This is a genomic window from Corynebacterium simulans (assembly GCF_001586215.1).
GTDB classification, from domain to species: Bacteria; Actinomycetota; Actinomycetes; order Mycobacteriales; family Mycobacteriaceae; genus Corynebacterium; species Corynebacterium simulans.
This window is the reverse complement of sequence record NZ_CP014634.1, coordinates 2,615,881-2,632,059: the sequence shown is the minus strand read 5'-3', so window position 1 is coordinate 2,632,059 and position 16,179 is coordinate 2,615,881. Positions and strand designations below refer to the sequence as shown.

Annotated in this window: 19 protein-coding genes; 10 read left to right on the top strand and 9 right to left on the bottom strand. The window is 60.2% G+C overall.

Going from position 1 to position 16,179, the window contains the following annotated elements; translation table 11 throughout:
* Positions 1–65: 65 nt before the first annotated feature.
* Positions 66–356, bottom strand: coding sequence for a DUF4193 domain-containing protein (locus tag WM42_RS12285; RefSeq protein WP_061922875.1), 291 nt, complete (start codon positions 354–356; stop codon positions 66–68).
* 108 nt (positions 357–464) lie between these two features.
* Complete coding sequence (locus tag WM42_RS12280) at positions 465–1,328, bottom strand: inositol monophosphatase family protein (protein ID WP_062038746.1); 864 nt, start codon at positions 1,326–1,328, stop codon at positions 465–467.
* A gap of 35 nt (positions 1,329–1,363) precedes the next feature.
* On the opposite strand from WM42_RS12280, the gene ppgK reads away from it, so the two are divergent.
* Positions 1,364–2,164, top strand: a complete 801-nt coding sequence (ppgK, locus tag WM42_RS12275) for a polyphosphate--glucose phosphotransferase (RefSeq protein ID WP_062038743.1) — start codon at positions 1,364–1,366, stop codon at positions 2,162–2,164.
* A gap of 197 nt (positions 2,165–2,361) precedes the next feature.
* A complete protein-coding gene (locus tag WM42_RS12270) occupies positions 2,362–3,810 on the top strand; it encodes an RNA polymerase sigma factor (protein ID WP_062039495.1) in 1,449 nt (482 codons plus the stop codon).
* A 154-nt stretch (positions 3,811–3,964) separates the two neighbouring features.
* Here WM42_RS12270 and WM42_RS12265 read toward each other — a convergent pair whose 3' ends face one another.
* The 5 genes from WM42_RS12265 to WM42_RS12245 form a co-directional block, all read right to left on the bottom strand.
* Positions 3,965–4,708, bottom strand: coding sequence for an ABC transporter permease (locus tag WM42_RS12265; protein WP_061922889.1), 744 nt, complete (start codon positions 4,706–4,708; stop codon positions 3,965–3,967).
* Between the two features lie 4 nt (positions 4,709–4,712).
* The gene (locus WM42_RS12260) at positions 4,713–5,459 is read right to left on the bottom strand and encodes an ABC transporter permease (protein WP_061922892.1); all 747 of its coding nucleotides are present in this window, start codon (positions 5,457–5,459) and stop codon (positions 4,713–4,715) included.
* Positions 5,456–6,370, bottom strand: coding sequence for an ABC transporter ATP-binding protein (locus WM42_RS12255; protein WP_062038740.1), 915 nt, complete (start codon positions 6,368–6,370; stop codon positions 5,456–5,458). The genes WM42_RS12260 and WM42_RS12255 overlap by 4 nt, the downstream gene beginning before the upstream one ends.
* A gap of 73 nt (positions 6,371–6,443) precedes the next feature.
* A complete protein-coding gene (locus WM42_RS12250; RefSeq protein WP_062038737.1) occupies positions 6,444–7,121 on the bottom strand; it encodes a response regulator in 678 nt (225 codons plus the stop codon).
* The gene (locus WM42_RS12245) at positions 7,118–8,251 is read right to left on the bottom strand and encodes a sensor histidine kinase (protein ID WP_235591270.1); all 1,134 of its coding nucleotides are present in this window, start codon (positions 8,249–8,251) and stop codon (positions 7,118–7,120) included. Before WM42_RS12245 ends, WM42_RS12250 begins: the two co-directional genes overlap by 4 nt.
* Before the next feature lie 221 nt (positions 8,252–8,472).
* Between WM42_RS12245 and WM42_RS13120 the strand changes: the two genes are divergently transcribed.
* The 8 genes from WM42_RS13120 (at position 8,473) to WM42_RS12210 (ending at position 14,850) form a co-directional block, all read left to right on the top strand.
* Positions 8,473–8,775 carry a glycerate kinase gene (locus WM42_RS13120; protein WP_235591050.1) on the top strand — a complete coding sequence of 101 codons (303 nt, stop codon included), beginning with the start codon at positions 8,473–8,475 and terminating at the stop codon, positions 8,773–8,775.
* Between the two features lie 71 nt (positions 8,776–8,846).
* Positions 8,847–9,869: a transcriptional regulator UriR gene (uriR, locus tag WM42_RS12240; RefSeq protein ID WP_061923628.1), complete on the top strand. Its 1,023-nt coding sequence runs from the start codon at positions 8,847–8,849 to the stop codon at positions 9,867–9,869.
* Positions 9,866–10,795, top strand: coding sequence for a ribokinase RbsK1 (rbsK1, locus tag WM42_RS12235; protein WP_061922904.1), 930 nt, complete (start codon positions 9,866–9,868; stop codon positions 10,793–10,795). The genes uriR and rbsK1 overlap by 4 nt, the downstream gene beginning before the upstream one ends.
* A 25-nt stretch (positions 10,796–10,820) precedes the next feature.
* Entirely contained in the window at positions 10,821–12,311 is a 1,491-nt protein-coding gene (gene uriT / locus WM42_RS12230; RefSeq protein WP_061922907.1) for a uridine transporter UriT, read from the top strand.
* 10 nt (positions 12,312–12,321) lie between these two features.
* Positions 12,322–13,260 carry a uridine-preferring nucleoside hydrolase UriH gene (uriH, locus tag WM42_RS12225; protein ID WP_062038731.1) on the top strand — a complete coding sequence of 313 codons (939 nt, stop codon included), beginning with the start codon at positions 12,322–12,324 and terminating at the stop codon, positions 13,258–13,260.
* A 284-nt stretch (positions 13,261–13,544) separates the two neighbouring features.
* Positions 13,545–13,715: a hypothetical protein gene (locus WM42_RS13390; RefSeq protein ID WP_158510278.1), complete on the top strand. Its 171-nt coding sequence runs from the start codon at positions 13,545–13,547 to the stop codon at positions 13,713–13,715.
* Between the two features lie 83 nt (positions 13,716–13,798).
* On the top strand, positions 13,799–14,005 hold the full coding sequence (locus WM42_RS12215) for a 5-oxoproline transporter, DUF979 family subunit (RefSeq protein ID WP_061922916.1): 207 nt from the start codon (positions 13,799–13,801) through the stop codon (positions 14,003–14,005).
* 83 nt (positions 14,006–14,088) lie between these two features.
* On the top strand, positions 14,089–14,850 hold the full coding sequence (locus WM42_RS12210; protein ID WP_062038728.1) for an SDR family oxidoreductase: 762 nt from the start codon (positions 14,089–14,091) through the stop codon (positions 14,848–14,850).
* Here WM42_RS12210 and dhaM read toward each other — a convergent pair.
* Together dhaM and dhaL are read right to left on the bottom strand one after the other, a co-directional pair.
* Entirely contained in the window at positions 14,847–15,542 is a 696-nt protein-coding gene (gene dhaM / locus WM42_RS12205) for a dihydroxyacetone kinase phosphoryl donor subunit DhaM (protein ID WP_061922923.1), read from the bottom strand. The two genes, WM42_RS12210 and dhaM, sit on opposite strands and share 4 nt — an antisense overlap.
* A 3-nt stretch (positions 15,543–15,545) precedes the next feature.
* Positions 15,546–16,154 (bottom strand): dihydroxyacetone kinase subunit DhaL, encoded by a 609-nt coding sequence (gene dhaL / locus WM42_RS12200; protein WP_061923631.1) that lies wholly within the window; start codon positions 16,152–16,154, stop codon positions 15,546–15,548.
* Positions 16,155–16,179 lie beyond the last annotated feature (25 nt).

The following is a 16,179-nucleotide window of genomic DNA, read 5'->3' as shown; positions in this document are numbered from 1 at the left end:
TTGCTCCGAAAGGAACTATTGCTCCAAAGGGTAAGTCGCCCGCAGAGGGGAATTTGATTTCTCGCCTATGCGCAGTCGAGGCAGATCGGCTGACCATCTTCCTCGTGGGACAAGCGCTTGTTGGATTGCACCAGGAAGCAGGAAGAGCAGGTGAACTCGTCTTCCTGACGCGGGATGACGGTGACGTTGAGTTCCTCACCGGTGAGATCCACTGTCGGTGGCTGGAAAGCCTCGACGATTTCTCCATCGTCGTCCATGCCGTTGTTGTCGGTTTCGGCAGCCTTCAGACCTTCGAGAGAGTCGGCTTCCAGCTCGTCTTCTACACGGCGACGCGGTGCGTCATAATCGGTGGCCATAGTGTACGCCCCTATTAGTCATGTGGTTGGGATAGGTATTTATCGTGCGCATCCTAAAACACATTTGCTGCGATGTCATACTCGCCCCGCCGCAGGCGCGTCAGATTCCTACCCCCGCAGTGGCTCTAGGGCACCATTTTCTTCGAGAAGCTGGGAAAATGCCGAGGCCAGGCTACCCCCGCAGGCCCAGGTTAATTCGCCGTCTTTTGCGCCTTTATTCAATCCTGGGCGATTAACTACAGCTCCGGCTTCAGCTGCGATGATGGCACCGGCGGCGCAGTCCCAGGCGTTAATTCCGTGCTCGTAGTAGGCGTCGACGCTTCCCTCCGCCACGCGGCACAAGTCGAGCGCGGCCGCGCCCATGCGACGAATATCACGTACCTGCGGAAGCAGTCGGCAAAGCAACTCCGCCTGCGCTTGGCGGCGCCCCGCTGCATACCCAAAGCCCGTTGCCACCAGGGCTAGCGCAGGATCAGTTTCGGTGCGGCAGTGAAGCTTTCGTAGAGTGCCATCGGACGTTTCTAGCGTGGCGCCGTAATCCAGGGCCGCCGAGTAGAGGTCGCCGCGCACTACGTTGATGACGGCGCCGGCGACGATCTCGCCATCCACGGCGGCGCCGATGGACACCGCATACTCATTGATGCCATAGAGGAAGTTCACGGTGCCATCGATGGGATCGACAATCCAGGTAATGCCGGTGCTACTTAAAACGTCTGCGCCTTCCTCGCCCAAGATGCCGTCGCCAGGACGCGCGAAGACGATCTGCTCGGTGATAAAACGCTCAGTTGCTTGATCCACCTCGGTGACGGGGTCCACCGCACTCGACTTCGTCTGCGTGTGCGCGGCGAGACCGTCGGCGTCGATAAGCGCCGCTCTTTGCGTGCGAATACGTGCTGCGGCGGCACGGGCAGTAGCCGCGGCGAAATCGCGCAGCTCTTCGACGTTAATTACATCCCTATCAAAGCTAGCCATGCCAACAATTATGCATTTGCCTAGACTTGATGCCTATGACTGGCACTACAGCTGAAACCAGCACCGCAAACCACGCCGCCCCAGCCCAGGCGGAGCACTCTTTTGGCATCGACATCGGAGGTTCCGGCATCAAGGGCGCGGAAGTAGACCTAGCAAACGGCGAGTTCGTGGGCGAGCGTCTAAAGATTGCTACCCCGGAAAAGTCCACCCCGGAGGCCGTGGCGACGATCGTCGCGCAGATTGTGGCGGAAAAGAACTGGGAGGGCCCGGTGGGTATCACTCTGCCTTCCGTGGTGAAAGATCAGAAGGTGCTCAGTGCCGCCAACATCGACAAGTCCTGGATTGGCGTGGATGCGCAGGAGCTTTTCGCCCAGTACCTGGATCAGCCTTTCGTGGTGCTTAACGACGCCGACGCTGCCGGCCTCGCCGAGGTTGCCTACGGCGACGCGGTGGCGCGCACGGGCTCGGTCATCTTCCTGACCCTCGGCACTGGTATCGGCTCCGCGTTCCTGCTGGACGGCAAGCTCTTCCCTAATACGGAGTTGGGCCACATGATGGTCGGCGATGCCGAGGCTGAGCACCAGGCGTCCTCTGCTGTAAAGGAGCGCGAGGGACTGAAGTACAAGGAATGGGTCAAGCGCCTTGACCGAGTATTGGAAGAATACAAAAAGCTTTTCAATCCCCACGCTTTCATCATTGGCGGCGGCATTTCCCGCAAGTGGGAAAAGTGGGGCGATAAACTCACCACTTCTACTCCCGTTGCCCCAGCGCAGTTACGCAATCGTGCGGGCATCGTGGGTGCGGCTATGGCAGCCCAGCAGGGCCTTAAGCCGTAACAGCAATCACATAGCTAATCGGCCCCAGTTAACCGCCTTAAAGGCAAGATCATCTATACTGGGCCGTCGATCCTTAATCTAAACAGCACGCGGCGTGCCTAACCCGCCCTGATGTGGCGAGCTCGTAGCATGGCCCCAAAGGTTGGACCTTGTCTAACCTTGCTGTTTTCAATCACAAGCAAGTCGAAAGGGCGTACGTGGCAGCCACTGATTCTTCAGACCAGGTTCTCGGCGAGGGCACTGATGCCGCCGAGGCATCTGCCCCTGTCAAGAAGACCGCCAAAAAGACGGCCAAGAAAACCGCAAAGAAGGCCGCGAAGAAGACCGCCAAAAAGACCGCGAAGAAAACGGCCAAAAAGACTGCTAAGAAGACGGCCAAGAAGACTACTCGCAAGACTGCGAAGAAATCTGCTAAAAAGACCGTCCGCAAGTCTGCGCAGAAGGCCGCGGCCGCTCCTGAGGAGAAGCAGGAACAGCTCGAGACCGCTTCTGACGAGCTCGAGGACGAGCTGGTAGATGACGCGGACCAGGATGACGCTGACTTCGATCCAGATAACGCGGACATGGACGATGACGAGTTCGGCGATTCTGATGACGAACTCGATGCGGATGAGGACGATGAAGACGACGAAGAGGATTCTTCCTCTGTCTGGGACGAGGAAGAGTCCGCTACCCTGCGCCAGGCGCGCAAGGATGCACAGCTGACCGCTTCTGCTGACTCCGTCCGCGCTTACCTCAAGCAGATCGGTAAGGTCGCCCTCCTTAACGCTGAGCAGGAGGTCTCCCTGGCAAAGCGCATTGAGGCTGGCCTCTACGCGCAGTACCGCATGGATGAGATGGAAAAGGCACGCGCTGAGGGCGATAAGGCCGCCAAGCTCTCCCCTATGGAAAAGCGCGACCTGCGTTCCATCGCCCGTGATGGCCGCAAAGCAAAGAACCATCTGCTGGAGGCGAACCTCCGACTCGTCGTTTCGCTTGCGAAACGCTACACCGGCCGCGGCATGGCTTTCTTGGACCTCATCCAGGAAGGCAACCTGGGCCTTATCCGTGCGGTTGAGAAGTTCGACTACACCAAGGGCTACAAGTTCTCCACCTACGCCACGTGGTGGATCCGCCAGGCCATTACCCGCGCTATGGCGGACCAGGCCCGCACCATTCGTATCCCGGTCCACATGGTTGAGGTCATCAACAAGCTGGGCCGCATCCAGCGTGAGCTGCTGCAGGATCTGGGCCGCGAGCCCACCCCGCAGGAACTGGCGAAGGAAATGGATATCACCGAGGAAAAGGTGCTGGAGATCCAGCAGTATGCTCGTGAGCCTATTTCCCTGGACCAGACCATTGGTGATGAGGGCGATTCCCAGCTGGGTGACTTCATCGAGGATTCCGAGGCAGTCATCGCTGTCGACGCCGTATCCTTCACCTTGCTGCAGGACCAGCTCCAGGACGTGCTCACCACCCTGTCTGAGCGTGAGGCCGGCGTTGTCCGCCTGCGCTTCGGCCTGACCGACGGCATGCCGCGCACTTTAGACGAAATCGGCCAAGTCTACGGCGTCACCCGCGAGCGCATCCGCCAGATCGAGTCCAAGACCATGTCCAAGCTGCGCCACCCATCGCGCTCTCAGGTGCTGCGCGATTACCTCGACTAAGAGACCAAGCTAGCCAAGGCAAGCAACAAGACGCACACGCTTGCCGACGCCGCCCTCTCCTCCCCCCGTTAGCACTAAGCTGCGGAGGGACGCGAGGGCATTTTGCATCTGTGGCACAAGCAAGAGTCCCAAGGATGAGTCCTAGGGATGAGTTCTAAGCCTCAACATCATGGGTTCGCAGCCAGACAACAGATGCAATCCAAGCTCCGATGACGAAACAGATAGAAACAGCCATCCTGAACGCGATACCGTACACATCAGGAGTGTCATCTGCGCTGAAGGCAGTACTGCCGAGCGAAATCGTCGACGTAACCATAGCCGGTGGCAGCAGCATCGGGATGAGCCGAATACCGCTGTAGAGAATTCCAACTGAGGCAATCGCGCCCACAAGTGAAATCGCCACGGGCGTGGCAAAGCTGCGAAAGATCATCGAGAAGAAGGATTGCCAGGCCCCGACTGCGAACGCCGGGATGATTGCTAAGAACAGCGCGCTCACGTTGAGCGGCGAAATCTCTCCCTGTATTCCTAAGCCGCGTCCAATGCCTAATGCCAGCGCAATGAACACCGCCTGCATTAGCGCGATGAGGACCATGATGGAGAAAAACTTGGACGCGACTACTTCTCCCGCCGAGCGCGGTGAGGTCAAAATAGTGTTCCAATTGTGATTGCGGTGTTCCAGGCGCCAGGCAGCTGCAGCGATGATGGCCACTCCCACAGTCATAAAGATTAGGCCGTAGAACAGCGTTGCTTGGGAAAGATAGCTTGCCCATCCGGCATTAAGTAGCGCCAAGTTGGCGTGATAATTCGCGGCACCAATGCCGACTGCTATACACGGCACGAGGAAGGTGACAGCCCATACGTAAGAGCGTCGAAATTTCAGCAGGTCGATAGCAAACATGAACTTATTCCTCCTGGGAATCAAGCGTGCGACAAAGCACGGTGAAGATGACGGTTACAACGGCGATGAAAAGTGCCCATGGAATCCACAGTGGTTCGATGCTCGCTAGGCCTTCGGGGCGGAAGGTAAATGGGGATAAGACTGCGTAGTAGCCGAAGGGATTAATGAGCGTGACCGCGGTTGGGGAAAGCATTCCTGCCACACCGAGGAAGCCGCCTACTACCCCAGTGCTGAGCACCACGAGCTGGGATTCCACGCGTGCTGCCTGCCACAAGAAAATCGCCATCAGTGCGCACGAGGTTCCATATAGACCAGCTGCTGTGAGAACCCATGTGCCGAGTGAATCAATCGACTGTGCGCCAAAGAGGAATGGAGTGGTCAAGACCGCGAGCAATTCAACTACCTTTACTGCGGCTAGGACAAGGGCTAAAGCTGCGAACTTCGCGCGGAGCAGACCACCGCGGCGGTACCCGGCGATGGAATTGAGCCGCCAGCCGCCGTGGAGATGCTCTACATCGGCTGCGCGGCTGGCTAACAATGCCACCTGCACCGGAGTGAGGAAGGCCGTCGCCATGATGTAGCCAAGGAGATGCCCGCCCCATTGACTATGCGGATCTTGCTGAAATTGTTCGGCGGTGTGCTCACCCACCAGATTCATACTGGAAAAAGCAACGATGGCGAGCGTGACAGCAAGGGCAAGCGGCAGCATCCGGGTATGCCGCATCTTGGCATATTCATTCTGCAGCATCATTGCAAGCCACCTCGTCCCGTAATCGAAATGAAGATCTCTTCGAGACTGCGGTGCGTTCTTAGCACCTGGTAGATGGGCACGCCATGGTTGACGAGCTGCGCGCAAGCCCCCGCGACGTCGCGCTCGCTTAAGTTCGGAACCCGAATGCCACCTTCTACAAAGCGCACTGAGATACCCGCGAGTGCTTGCGCCGCTTCCTTGGGGTTCGGAGTTTCAATAAAGACTTCAGGCGGCTGGGAATGGAAAAGCTCCTGCTTTGTACCTTGGAAGAGCAACTGCCCGCGATTAATAATGGTCAGCTCACTAGCCATCTTTTCGATTTCCGAGAGAAGGTGGCTCGAAACCAATACCGTTCGCCCCTCATCGGCAGCGAGGCTGACGATGAGATTGCGAATCTCTTCGATACCGGCAGGGTCAAGACCGTTCGTTGGTTCATCAAGGATCAGAAGCTGCGGGTTACGAATCATAGCCATTGCGATGCCGAGGCGCTGCTTCATGCCCAAGGAATAGTTCGCTACTTGCTTGTCCAGCTGCTTTTCCAGCCGCACGAGGTGCACTGCGCGATCCACGTCTTCTGCTTCAGCGCGTAGAAGCCGCGCAGCGATGCGCAGGTTCTCTCGCCCGGTGAGGTGCAAATAGGCCGAAGGCTGCTCGATGAGCGAGCCGGTGCGGGCCAAGGCCCGGCTGCGCGTCTTAGGCCCGAAAGGCTCACCGAACAAGCTGATGCTTCCCTCGGTCGGCTTTGCCAGACCCAAAAGCATTTTCATGGTCGTGGACTTGCCCGAACCATTTGGCCCCAACAATCCGTGAACGACACCGTGGCCGATTGCCATATCAAGGCCGTCGACGGCCTTGAATCCCTTATATTCCTTGGTCAAACCATGAGTTTCGACAACATATTCTGTGCTCATAACTCAATCGTTGCCCGGCGCGCCTACGCCGCACATCGCCGCGAGGCACGATTTTGCGAGTCATACCGGGGTATTAGGAGCTAAGCAGGTCAGCACGGGAGACAACTCCTGTGCGATAGGCGAAAAGGGCTGCGTGTACACGGTCCCTAGAACTCGTCTTGGCGAGTACTCGTCCAACGTGCGTCTTGACGGTCGGCATAGAGATGAACATCCGCTCACATATCTCTGTGTTGGACCATCCCATCCCGATTGCTTCAAGGATTTCTTGTTCACGGGCAGTCAGCGACTCAAGTACCCGACGGTCTACGCCGCTAATACTCAGCGTGTCCGTGGAATCATCCCTCATACTGTGGACAAGGCGCTTAGTGGCGCGGGGTGAGATTACCGCGTCTCCGCGATAGACAGTGCGCAACGCGCTTAGTAGCTCCTCTGGCTCTGCGTCCTTGAGCACGAAGCCACTCGCTCCTGCTCGCAGCCCAGCTACTACGTAGTCTTCGTCATCGAAGGTTGTCAGAATGATGACCTTCGTCTCCGGAAGAGTGGATGCGATTTCAGCAGTGGCGCTAATTCCATCGCGGACAGGCATCTGTACATCCATGAGCACCACATCAGCAGGCGTGGCCGCGCATTGGGTCAGCGCATCTTCGCCATCGTTTGCTTGCCAGATAACATCCATGTCTGGCTGCGAACTAATGATCTGGGCAATCCCGTGTAGGAAGAGAACCTGGTCATCTACCAATCCGACTTTCATTGCTTACTTCCTCCTCCTGTGGGTAACTCTGCTTCTACTATCCATGTGCCAGCATCACTGCGCTGTTGGAAGGTTCCTCCAACCAATTCCGCTCGTTCCTTCATTCCCACAATGCCATGTCCCTCGCCTCGGGCATCACCCATGTATCCATTGCGCACCTCAAGGCGGACGATACCTTCAAGCCATTCGACTAGTACGTCTGCTTGCCCGCCACCATGTTTGTTCGCATTGGTCAAAGCCTCTTGGACAATTCGGTACAGACTTAGTGACGTCGCGGCGGAAAGCTCTTCAGGTGGCGTTCCTGTGCAGCGATATCCCACAGCAATGCCGGCGCTTCTAACGCTATTAATGAGTTCTGAAAGATCACCAAATCCCGCCATCGGCTGAGTGCCGCGCTTTTCGCCTGTGCGCAGCAAGCCCACGACTCCCCGCATCTCCCGCAAAGAGGTCCTTCCCACGCGGGAAATAGACTTCAAAGCTTCTTCTTGCGCTTCCGTGTCTTTGGCGTAGAGCGCCCCATCGGCTTGGGCAACTATAACCGATAGCGAGTGCGTGACGACGTCATGGATCTCACGTGCGATGAACGCCCGTTGTTCCGTCGAGCTTTTCTCGAATTCCAGGCGTTGTTTCTCTAAAGCACGCGAAATCTCCCGTGTGCGTTCTTCCTCTGCTCTCCTACGCAGTTCACCCACAAGCATGCACACCGCAAGGACCAGTAGGCTCCAGCCCACGACGAAAAGGCGCCGCGCAATATCCTGTGCTGCTTCCTGTACCGTTTGGCTCACCCAAAATACGCCGATAAAGTCCGCAGCAAGCATCCCTATAGTCATTATTCGACGTAGGGGCTCTTCCAGCCTGCGGCGAATAATGCAGGCGACCTGCCCCGCAAGGATTATGATGCCTACGGTGAGTTCCACCTGGAACAGGCTGGCGAAGAGCACCACTGATGCAACGAAGACCACCAGGCGCGGCCACCGCCTGCTAATAATTGGCACTAGCACGACCAAGGCGATAATCAGGTAGTCAAAGAGCGGCCGGGACATCAGGTCCCTACCGATGAGAGACGCCGCTCCGCACAAAAGCGACACCGCAAGGTCACGAATCATTCGCCTATCAGAAAAGACTTCCACGCCTCTACGCTATCCGGTTCGACGAGTTAAGTAGTCATGCCTGAGTACGATTCCGTCGGTCATTTCTTTCCTAGGCCGGGTCTAAATAGACCTCCTTCCCCACAATTTCAGGCAGCCGAAGATTGGAAATCTGCGCCCCAAACTAATGTCTTGGGATACCGTGACGAGAGCAACATTGCAGAACAGCCTGATTCGAAATCCTCGCCGCCCGCCCCGCCGCGGTGACACACACCATAGAAGTCACCGGACCCGTCGGACAACAGGTCACCGCCCAGTGGGTCGAGTTCCCCGCGCGACGCCTCGCCGTCATCGAGATGGCCTCCTGCGCAGGCCTCTCCCTCGTGCCGCAGGACCTGCGCGACCCCGGCGCGACCACCATCCTCCTAGCCGCGCACATTCGCTTGCGCGGCTTCCGCGTTCCTATCCCTCAATGCCTGCGACCCCGTCGCTCCCCGCGGCGGGGTCGGAGCTGTTTCCACCCCCGCCAGAGTGCCCCCTTGCTGGAACCGGTGGTGAGGAAATAGGGTGGATTTAACAAATTGCAAACGTTTACATCAATCGTTTGCACACCACAGGGCGAAGCGGGGTGACCATCATGGCAGCAGAACACAGCCGTCCCACCCTCAAGGACGTGGCCCAGCGCGCCGGTGTCTCCATCGCCACCGCCTCCCGCGCCATGGCGGACAACCCCGCGGTGGCCACCACCACCCGCACGCGCATCCAGGCCCTAGCCGCGGAGATGGGATATCTCCCCAACGCCCAGGCCCGGGCCCTGCAGAGCTCACGCAGCAACACCATCGGGATAGTGGTGCCCAGCCTGATCAACCCCTATTTCGCCACCATGGTCTCCGCCGTGCAGAACGCAGCCGAGGGTGCCGGTCTGGCCACCATCATCACCAACACCGATGAGCGCCCGGAGACCATGGCCGCCTCCCTGGCCTTCCTTGCCAGCCACGGGGTGGACGGCATCATCTGCGTGCCCGATGAAGCCTGCGCGGACCAACTGAACAACCTGCACGCCCAGGGCATGCCCTTGGTCCTCATCGACCGAGAACTCACCGGATCCCCCATCCCCACCGTCATCTCCGATCCGCAACCCGGCATGGACGCCGCGGTATCGCTGCTGGTGGAGCACCATGCCCTGCCGATCGGTTACCTCTCCGGGCCGCTGAGCACCTCCTCGGGACGTGCCCGCCTGGAAGCCTTCCAGCAGGCCTGCCGGAACAACGAACGGGAACCGCAGCTGGTCTTCCGTGGTGGGTTCGAACAGGAGCAGGGCTATCAGGGTGCCACCCACCTACTCAACCACGGGGCCCGTGCACTGGTCGCCGGGGACACCATGATGACCATCGGGGTGCTCCAGGCCTGCCACCGGGCGGGCCTGAGTATCGGCGAGGGCATCAGCGTGATCGGTTTCGACAACCAACCCATCTTCGCCCTGCAACCACGGCCCCTGACGGTCATCGACCAGCAGGTGGACGTCATGGCCCGGCAGGCCTTCACCGTCCTGCACGGGCTGCTGACAGGCTCCAAAACTACCGAATCCACCCAGACGCACCTTGTCACACCCACTATCCTGATCCAGGGTGATTCCCTCATGAAAGGCCCACAACCATGACTGACATACCCGGTTCACCCGGTTCCATTGTTGTTGTCGGATCCATCAACGCGGATCTGACCACCACGGTCCACCGCCACCCCCACCCCGGTGAGACCCTCCTCGGCGGCGGTGGTGAGATCAGTGCCGGCGGCAAGGGCGCCAATCAGGCCGTGGCCGCCGCCCAGCTCGGTGCGGAGGTCCACATGGTCGGTGCGGTGGGTTCCGATACCATGGCCGACTCCGCCCTGGTGCACATGCGTGCCTCCGGCGCTGACATGTCCGCAGTCCACACCGTCGACGGCCCCACCGGTCTGGCCGTGATCACGGTGGCCGATGACGGTGAGAACACCATCATCGTCGTGCCCGGCGCGAATGCCAGCATGGACGCCGACTATGTGGACCGGCATGCCCGGCTCATTGAACAGGCCGGCATCGTCCTGCTGCAGGGTGAGATCCCCGCCGATGGTTTCAACCGCGCGGTGGACCTGGCGCAGGGTCGGGTGGTGATCAACCTCGCGCCTGTGGTCCCGGTCGGTCATGAGCAGCTGCGTCAGGCGGATCCCCTCCTGGTCAATGAGCACGAGGGTGCCCTCGTGTTGGAGATGCTCGGTGCACCCACCCCCGAAACCGATCCGTCCACCCTGGTGGCAGCCCTGCTGGGTCAGGGTTTCCCCACCGTGGTCATGACCCTCGGTGCCGATGGCGCCCTGGTCGGTGACGCCGAGGGCCTCACCGCGATCCCGACCCCCACCGTTGAGGCGGTGGACACCACCGGCAGTGGCGATGCGTTCGCGGGTGCGCTCGTCGCAAAGCTCGCCGACGGCCACTCCCTGGTGGAGGCCGCACGCTTCGCCGCCCGCGTCGGTGCGTTCGCCGCCACCCGCCGCGGCGCGCAGGCCTCCTACCCCACGCTTGTCGACGACCTACCCACAGTCACCGCTTAACTCCCCCACCGAAACGAGAGTAACCATGTCAACCACCATCGAACCGAAGAAAGCCCCGGCCGCTGCGATCATCCCGCTGATGATCGCCCTGCTGGTGGCGGTGTTCGCCTTCCAGCTCAATGCCTCCATGCTCGCTCCGGCCCTGGCCACCATGGAGGTCGAACTGAATGCGACCCCCGCCCAGATCGGTATGACCCAGACCGCGTTCTTCACCGCGGCCGCCCTGTTCTCCCTCTTCCTGCCGCGCTGGGGTGACCTCATCGGCCGCCGCAAGGTGCTGATCGGCATGATGATCGTCACCGGCATCGGCTGTCTCGTCGCGGCACTCGCCCCCAATGTCACCGTGTTGTTCCTGGGACGTCTGATCCAGGGTGTGGCCGGCCCCACCGTGCCGCTGTGTCTGATCATCCTGCGCCAGCATGTGCCCAATGAGAAGCAGTACGCACTACTGCTGGGTGTAATCACCTCCATCAACGGTGGTATCGGTGGCGTCGACGCAATCGCCGGTGGCTGGCTGGCGGAACACTTCGGCTTCCGGTCCATCTTCTGGGTCATGGCCGTGTTCTGCGTGGCGGCCGCCCTGGCCCTGTCCTTCAGTGTGAAGGAATCCACCGCCGAGACCACCCCGAAGATGGACTGGCTCGGTGTGCTGCCGCTCGCCGTGTCCATCGGTGCCCTGCTGACCGCCTTCAACGAGGCCGGCAAGCTTGCCGACGCCAACTGGTTCCTCGTCATCGCCCTGTTCGCCATCGGCATCATCGGCACCGTCGCCTTCTACAACATTGAAAAGCGTGTGAAGAACCCCCTGGTCAGCATCGAGTACCTCGGCCAGCGCCGCACCTGGGCGCTGCTGCTGACCACCCTGTTGACCATGACCGGCGTGTTCGCCATCATGAACGGTCTGCTGCCCAACCTCGCGCAGAACGCCACCCATGGTGCGGGCATGTCCGCCGGTGTGGTCTCCTGGTGGACCCTGACCCCGTATGCCCTGGCCGGCCTGGTCTTCGGGCCCGTCGCCGGTATTCTCGCCGGCAAATTCGGCTACAAGATCGTCCTGCAGATCGGTATCGCCGCCACCATCATCGGTGTCGCCGGTGCCACCTTTCTCGTGGGCAGCACCTCCAACCTGGCGTACCTGGGGATCTCCATCTTCGTGGGTATCACCTACGCCGGTATCGCCAACATCATGCTCAACGGACTCGGTGTGGTGCTCTCCCCCGCCGACAACCAGGGGTACCTGCCGGGGATGAACGCCGGCGCCTTCAACCTCGGTGCGGGTATCTCCTTTGCCATCCTCTTCGCGGTGGCCACCAGCTTCGGGGACAGCAACGGTGGGTACGCCGCCGGTATGTGGGCCGGTGTGATCATCCTGGCGCTGGCGTTCCTGTGCTCCCTGCTCATCCCACGCCCGGAATCCATCACCGATACCGTGGCGGCCAGAAACCTGGCTGCCAATGCCACCGACACCACCGATACCGCCCCCCGTGGGCAACTAACCCCGCACTTTGAGAATTAGGAGTTTCACTATGACCACCAAGATCATCCTCGACTGCGATCCCGGACACGATGACGCCGTCGCCATGCTGCTCGCCCACGGCAACCCGGACATCGAGCTGCTCGGCATCACCACCGTCGGCGGCAACCAGACCCTGGCCAAGGTCACCCACAACGCCCGTGTCGTGGCCACCATCGCCGGCATGGACACCCCGATCTACCCGGGCGTGACCCGCCCGCTGGTCCGCCCCATCGAGGTCGCCGAGGACATCCACGGCGACACCGGCATGGAGATCAACAACTATGACCTCCCCGAGCCGACCGTGGGCGTTGAGGACACCCACGCGGTGGACTTCATCATCGACACGGTGATGAACAACGAACCGGGCACCGTCGCCCTGGTTCCCACCGGCCCGCTGACCAACATCGCGCTGGCGGTGCGCAAGGAACCCCGCATCGCCGAACGCGTCAAGGAGGTCGTCCTCATGGGTGGCGGCTACCACGTCGGCAACTGGACCGCCGTCGCGGAATTCAACATCAAGATCGACCCGGAGGCCGCCCACATCGTCTTCAACGAGTCCTGGCCCCTGACCATGGTCGGTCTGGATCTCACCCACCAGGCGCTGGCCACCCCGGAGGTGGAGGAAAATCTCGCCGCACTGGGCACCGCGACGGGCGACTTCGTCGTCGCACTTTTCGACGCCTTCCGCAAGAACTACCAGGACGCCCAGGGATTCGACAACCCACCCGTCCACGACCCCTGCGCCGTGGCCTACCTCATCGACCCCACCGTGTTCACCACCCGCAAGGCACCACTGGATGTGGAACTGTCCGGCGCGCTGACCACCGGCATGACCGTCGCCGATTTCCGCGCCCCCGCCCCGGAGGACTGCACCACCCAGGTGGCGGTGGAACTGGACTTCGATAAGTTCTGGACCATGGTCGTCGATGCGGTGAAGCGCATCGGTTAGGAACTCAACGCACTAGGGGGACGTGAATGTCCCATTACGTTGTTAGCAGTTCCACCCCAGGGCACCGAAGATTCAAAGCCCGTCCATCCGAATGGGCGGGCTATGTTTATGTCCGTTCCCGCCGTCTGAAAGGAAAGTGGAACTAGTCGCTGGCTTCGGTATGGCTTATTCCTGTCCCTGTCTCTGAAAATGATCCGGGGGTGATGCCGCCGAAGACAATGACATACTCAAACAGCTCAATAGGAACCTGGCCCGGCCCGGGTGGCATGAGGTTTCACAGTAATGTGGATGCCAGCGCAAGTATGTCCGACCACCCCAGCGATGAAGCTCATCTATTCAACTCCCTACTCATCGCTAGGAAGCACAGACTCATGGCCTATGACTTCGTCATTGGCATGGACGTCAGCGAATTCCTGGCCAGCGACGCCGACGCCTCAACGTCCTGTTCGCAATGATGCGCAGCGGAGAGCTCTACAGAGACATCCCCACAGCCCGGGAGGCCGCAGCGGCCTAGCCCCTACAAGCCCCGAAGCCGATTGTGCAGGAAGCCCTGCTCTGGAGCGTCATCGCGTACTGCTCGAGCAACGCGCTGTTCACCGTGGTCATGGGCAACGCCTTCGCCGCGTTCCCCATCATGACCGCTGCAATCGGCTGGCCAGTCCTCGTTGAGAACTTCAACGGAAACCCCACCGCCATCATCATGCTGGTGTCCATCACAATCATGATGCGAGTATTCGCCTTCTAGCGAGCCAAAGTTACAAAAGAAAACAAGAGACAAAAGCCTATAAAACTCTTCCCTGTGACCTAGGAAACAGTTAGCATTGCGGAATGAAGTCGATTTTTATCTCCGGCGGCTGCGGCGGCTTCGGTCTCGCCGTAGCCCATATTTTCCGCAATGAAGGCTACATCGTTGGATTGGGCGATCTTCGCCCACCAGCCGACGAATCCATCCTCGGTGAGGGCATCACCTTCTACGAGCTCGATGTCACCAAACCAGAGTCCTGGGACGCTGCCCTATCCGAGTTCACCAAACTCACCGGCGGCAGGCTCGACATCCTCGACAACAACGCCGGCATCATCGACTCCGCCACCATCGCGGAAAGCGAACCCGCGCGCATCCGCGCCGTCATCGACGTCAACGCACTAGGCGTCACCCTCGGCGCACGCGCTGCTTACCCCTATCTGAAGAAGACCCCCGGCTCACAGCTGATCAACATCGCCTCCATCGCCGGTTGCTACGGCATCCCCGACGTCGGCGTCTACGCCGCCACCAAGGCCTATGTCCAGTCCATGACTGAAACCCTCGACCTCGAGTGGCGGCGCGACAAAATCCGCGTGCTCGACATCAACCCCCTATGGGCAAAGACGCCCATCTCCGACGTCAAGTCCAAGACGGTCACACGCCTCGGCGTAAACCTCACGCCAGACGACGTCGCGCAAGCCATCTGGCGCGCCGCCAACCCCAAGAACCGCTGGGACAAAGGCCGCCTCCACTGGGGCGTCGGCGCCCAAGACAAAGCAGCCCGCGTAGCCCGCAACATGGTGCCCGACCGCGTAGCCAAGGTCATCTACCAGGTGCTGTCAACCTAGTTATCGAGACCATCCGCAATAGCATCAGCGATTTTGTCGACAATCGGCTTATCCGCTGAATCACCGATGATCGTCACGGTGTCGCCCTGCGCGGCGCCCAAGGACATCAGCATCATGGCGGAATCGGCATCAGCTCGGTCGTCATCGAATGCAATGACAATGTCGCCACTTGCCTCCGCGGCCATCTCAGCCACCTTCGCTGCAGGGCGTGCATGGAGACCAGCAGCATCAGCCACGGTTGCCGACCGTGAGTATGCATCGCCGTCTGCGACGTCTGCCTTGCGTTCCGCCACTTTCTTTGGCACGAACACCTCGATGGCGCGCTCGGCAGCAACAGCAACTTCGTCAAGGTCATCACCTTGCTGCGCCGCAGTAGCCGCAGCGATAGCAGCCTCCACGAGCGGTGCGTCCACGAACTTCACCGGCTCATCGTCAAGGAACTCCAGCACCGACTCAACGGTCATTGTTGCCGAGCCCAAGTCGGTGAGAACAACAACTGCGAGGCCTTCCCCGAGCAGGTCATTAATAGCCGACTCGATGAGGTCATACGAGGTTCCGATTTCACCGGACTCCAGACCACCCGCGGCTGCGATACGCACGTCAGCGGCCATCTGCCCAGCCAGCTCAGCAAGGCCTTCGGCCAGCTTGGCTGAGTGCGAAACTAGGACCAAGCCCACTTTCGGTTCTGCCATGCCCTAACCCTCCTTTACAGCAGAAGCAGCGTCAGCAGCTGCAGCAATAAACAGCGCGGTCGAAGCAGCACCTGGATCCTTATGGCCAACAGAGCGCTCACCCAAGTAGGAAGCACGGCCCTTGGTAGCAACGAGTGGAATGGTTGCCTCGGCGCCTTCGGCTGCGGCATCGGCTGCCGCGCGCAGAACGTCGGCAACTCCCGCCCCGGCATCAGCCTGCTCGCGGGCAGCACGCGCCGCCGGCGCCCACGCATCAACCATGGTCTTCTCCCCTTCGGCGGCCTTACCACGGGTGGTGATGCCCTCGAGTGCCGCCTCAATGAGCGCGGCCGCGCCAGCGCCATCAAGCGCTTCACCGCCGACTGACTTAGCAGCGCGCAGGAATGCAGTTCCCAAAAGCGGACCAGATGCGCCGCCGACGGTGGACATCAAGGTCTTGGCCGTCAGCTTCAGCACATCCACGATGCTTTCCGAGGCATCTGCTTCGAGCTTTTCCACGACCGCACGGAAACCACGGTCCACGTTTTCACCATGGTCACTATCGCCGATGACGCGGTCGAGCTCAATAAGCTCCTCCCGGTGCTCGTGGGCTTGTTCGGCACAACCTTTCATCCAAGCCAGGGCCCATTCGGTGTTC

Bases quoted from the DNA above. Each gene is read 5' to 3' on its own strand.
- WM42_RS12285 (WP_061922875.1), bottom strand. From the start codon at position 356: ATGGCCACCGATTATGACGCACCGCGTCGCCGTGTAGAAGACGAGCTG.
- WM42_RS12280 (WP_062038746.1), bottom strand. From the start codon at position 1,328: ATGGCTAGCTTTGATAGGGATGTAATTAACGTCGAAGAGCTGCGCGAT.
- ppgK (WP_062038743.1), top strand. From the start codon at position 1,364: ATGACTGGCACTACAGCTGAAACCAGCACCGCAAACCACGCCGCCCCA.
- WM42_RS12265 (WP_061922889.1), bottom strand. From the start codon at position 4,708: ATGTTTGCTATCGACCTGCTGAAATTTCGACGCTCTTACGTATGGGCT.
- WM42_RS12260 (WP_061922892.1), bottom strand. From the start codon at position 5,459: ATGATGCTGCAGAATGAATATGCCAAGATGCGGCATACCCGGATGCTG.
- WM42_RS12255 (WP_062038740.1), bottom strand. From the start codon at position 6,370: ATGAGCACAGAATATGTTGTCGAAACTCATGGTTTGACCAAGGAATAT.
- WM42_RS12250 (WP_062038737.1), bottom strand. From the start codon at position 7,121: ATGAAAGTCGGATTGGTAGATGACCAGGTTCTCTTCCTACACGGGATT.
- uriR (WP_061923628.1), top strand. From the start codon at position 8,847: ATGGCAGCAGAACACAGCCGTCCCACCCTCAAGGACGTGGCCCAGCGC.
- rbsK1 (WP_061922904.1), top strand. From the start codon at position 9,866: ATGACTGACATACCCGGTTCACCCGGTTCCATTGTTGTTGTCGGATCC.
- uriT (WP_061922907.1), top strand. From the start codon at position 10,821: ATGTCAACCACCATCGAACCGAAGAAAGCCCCGGCCGCTGCGATCATC.
- uriH (WP_062038731.1), top strand. From the start codon at position 12,322: ATGACCACCAAGATCATCCTCGACTGCGATCCCGGACACGATGACGCC.
- WM42_RS12210 (WP_062038728.1), top strand. From the start codon at position 14,089: ATGAAGTCGATTTTTATCTCCGGCGGCTGCGGCGGCTTCGGTCTCGCC.
- dhaM (WP_061922923.1), bottom strand. From the start codon at position 15,542: ATGGCAGAACCGAAAGTGGGCTTGGTCCTAGTTTCGCACTCAGCCAAG.
- dhaL (WP_061923631.1), bottom strand. From the start codon at position 16,154: ATGAAAGGTTGTGCCGAACAAGCCCACGAGCACCGGGAGGAGCTTATT.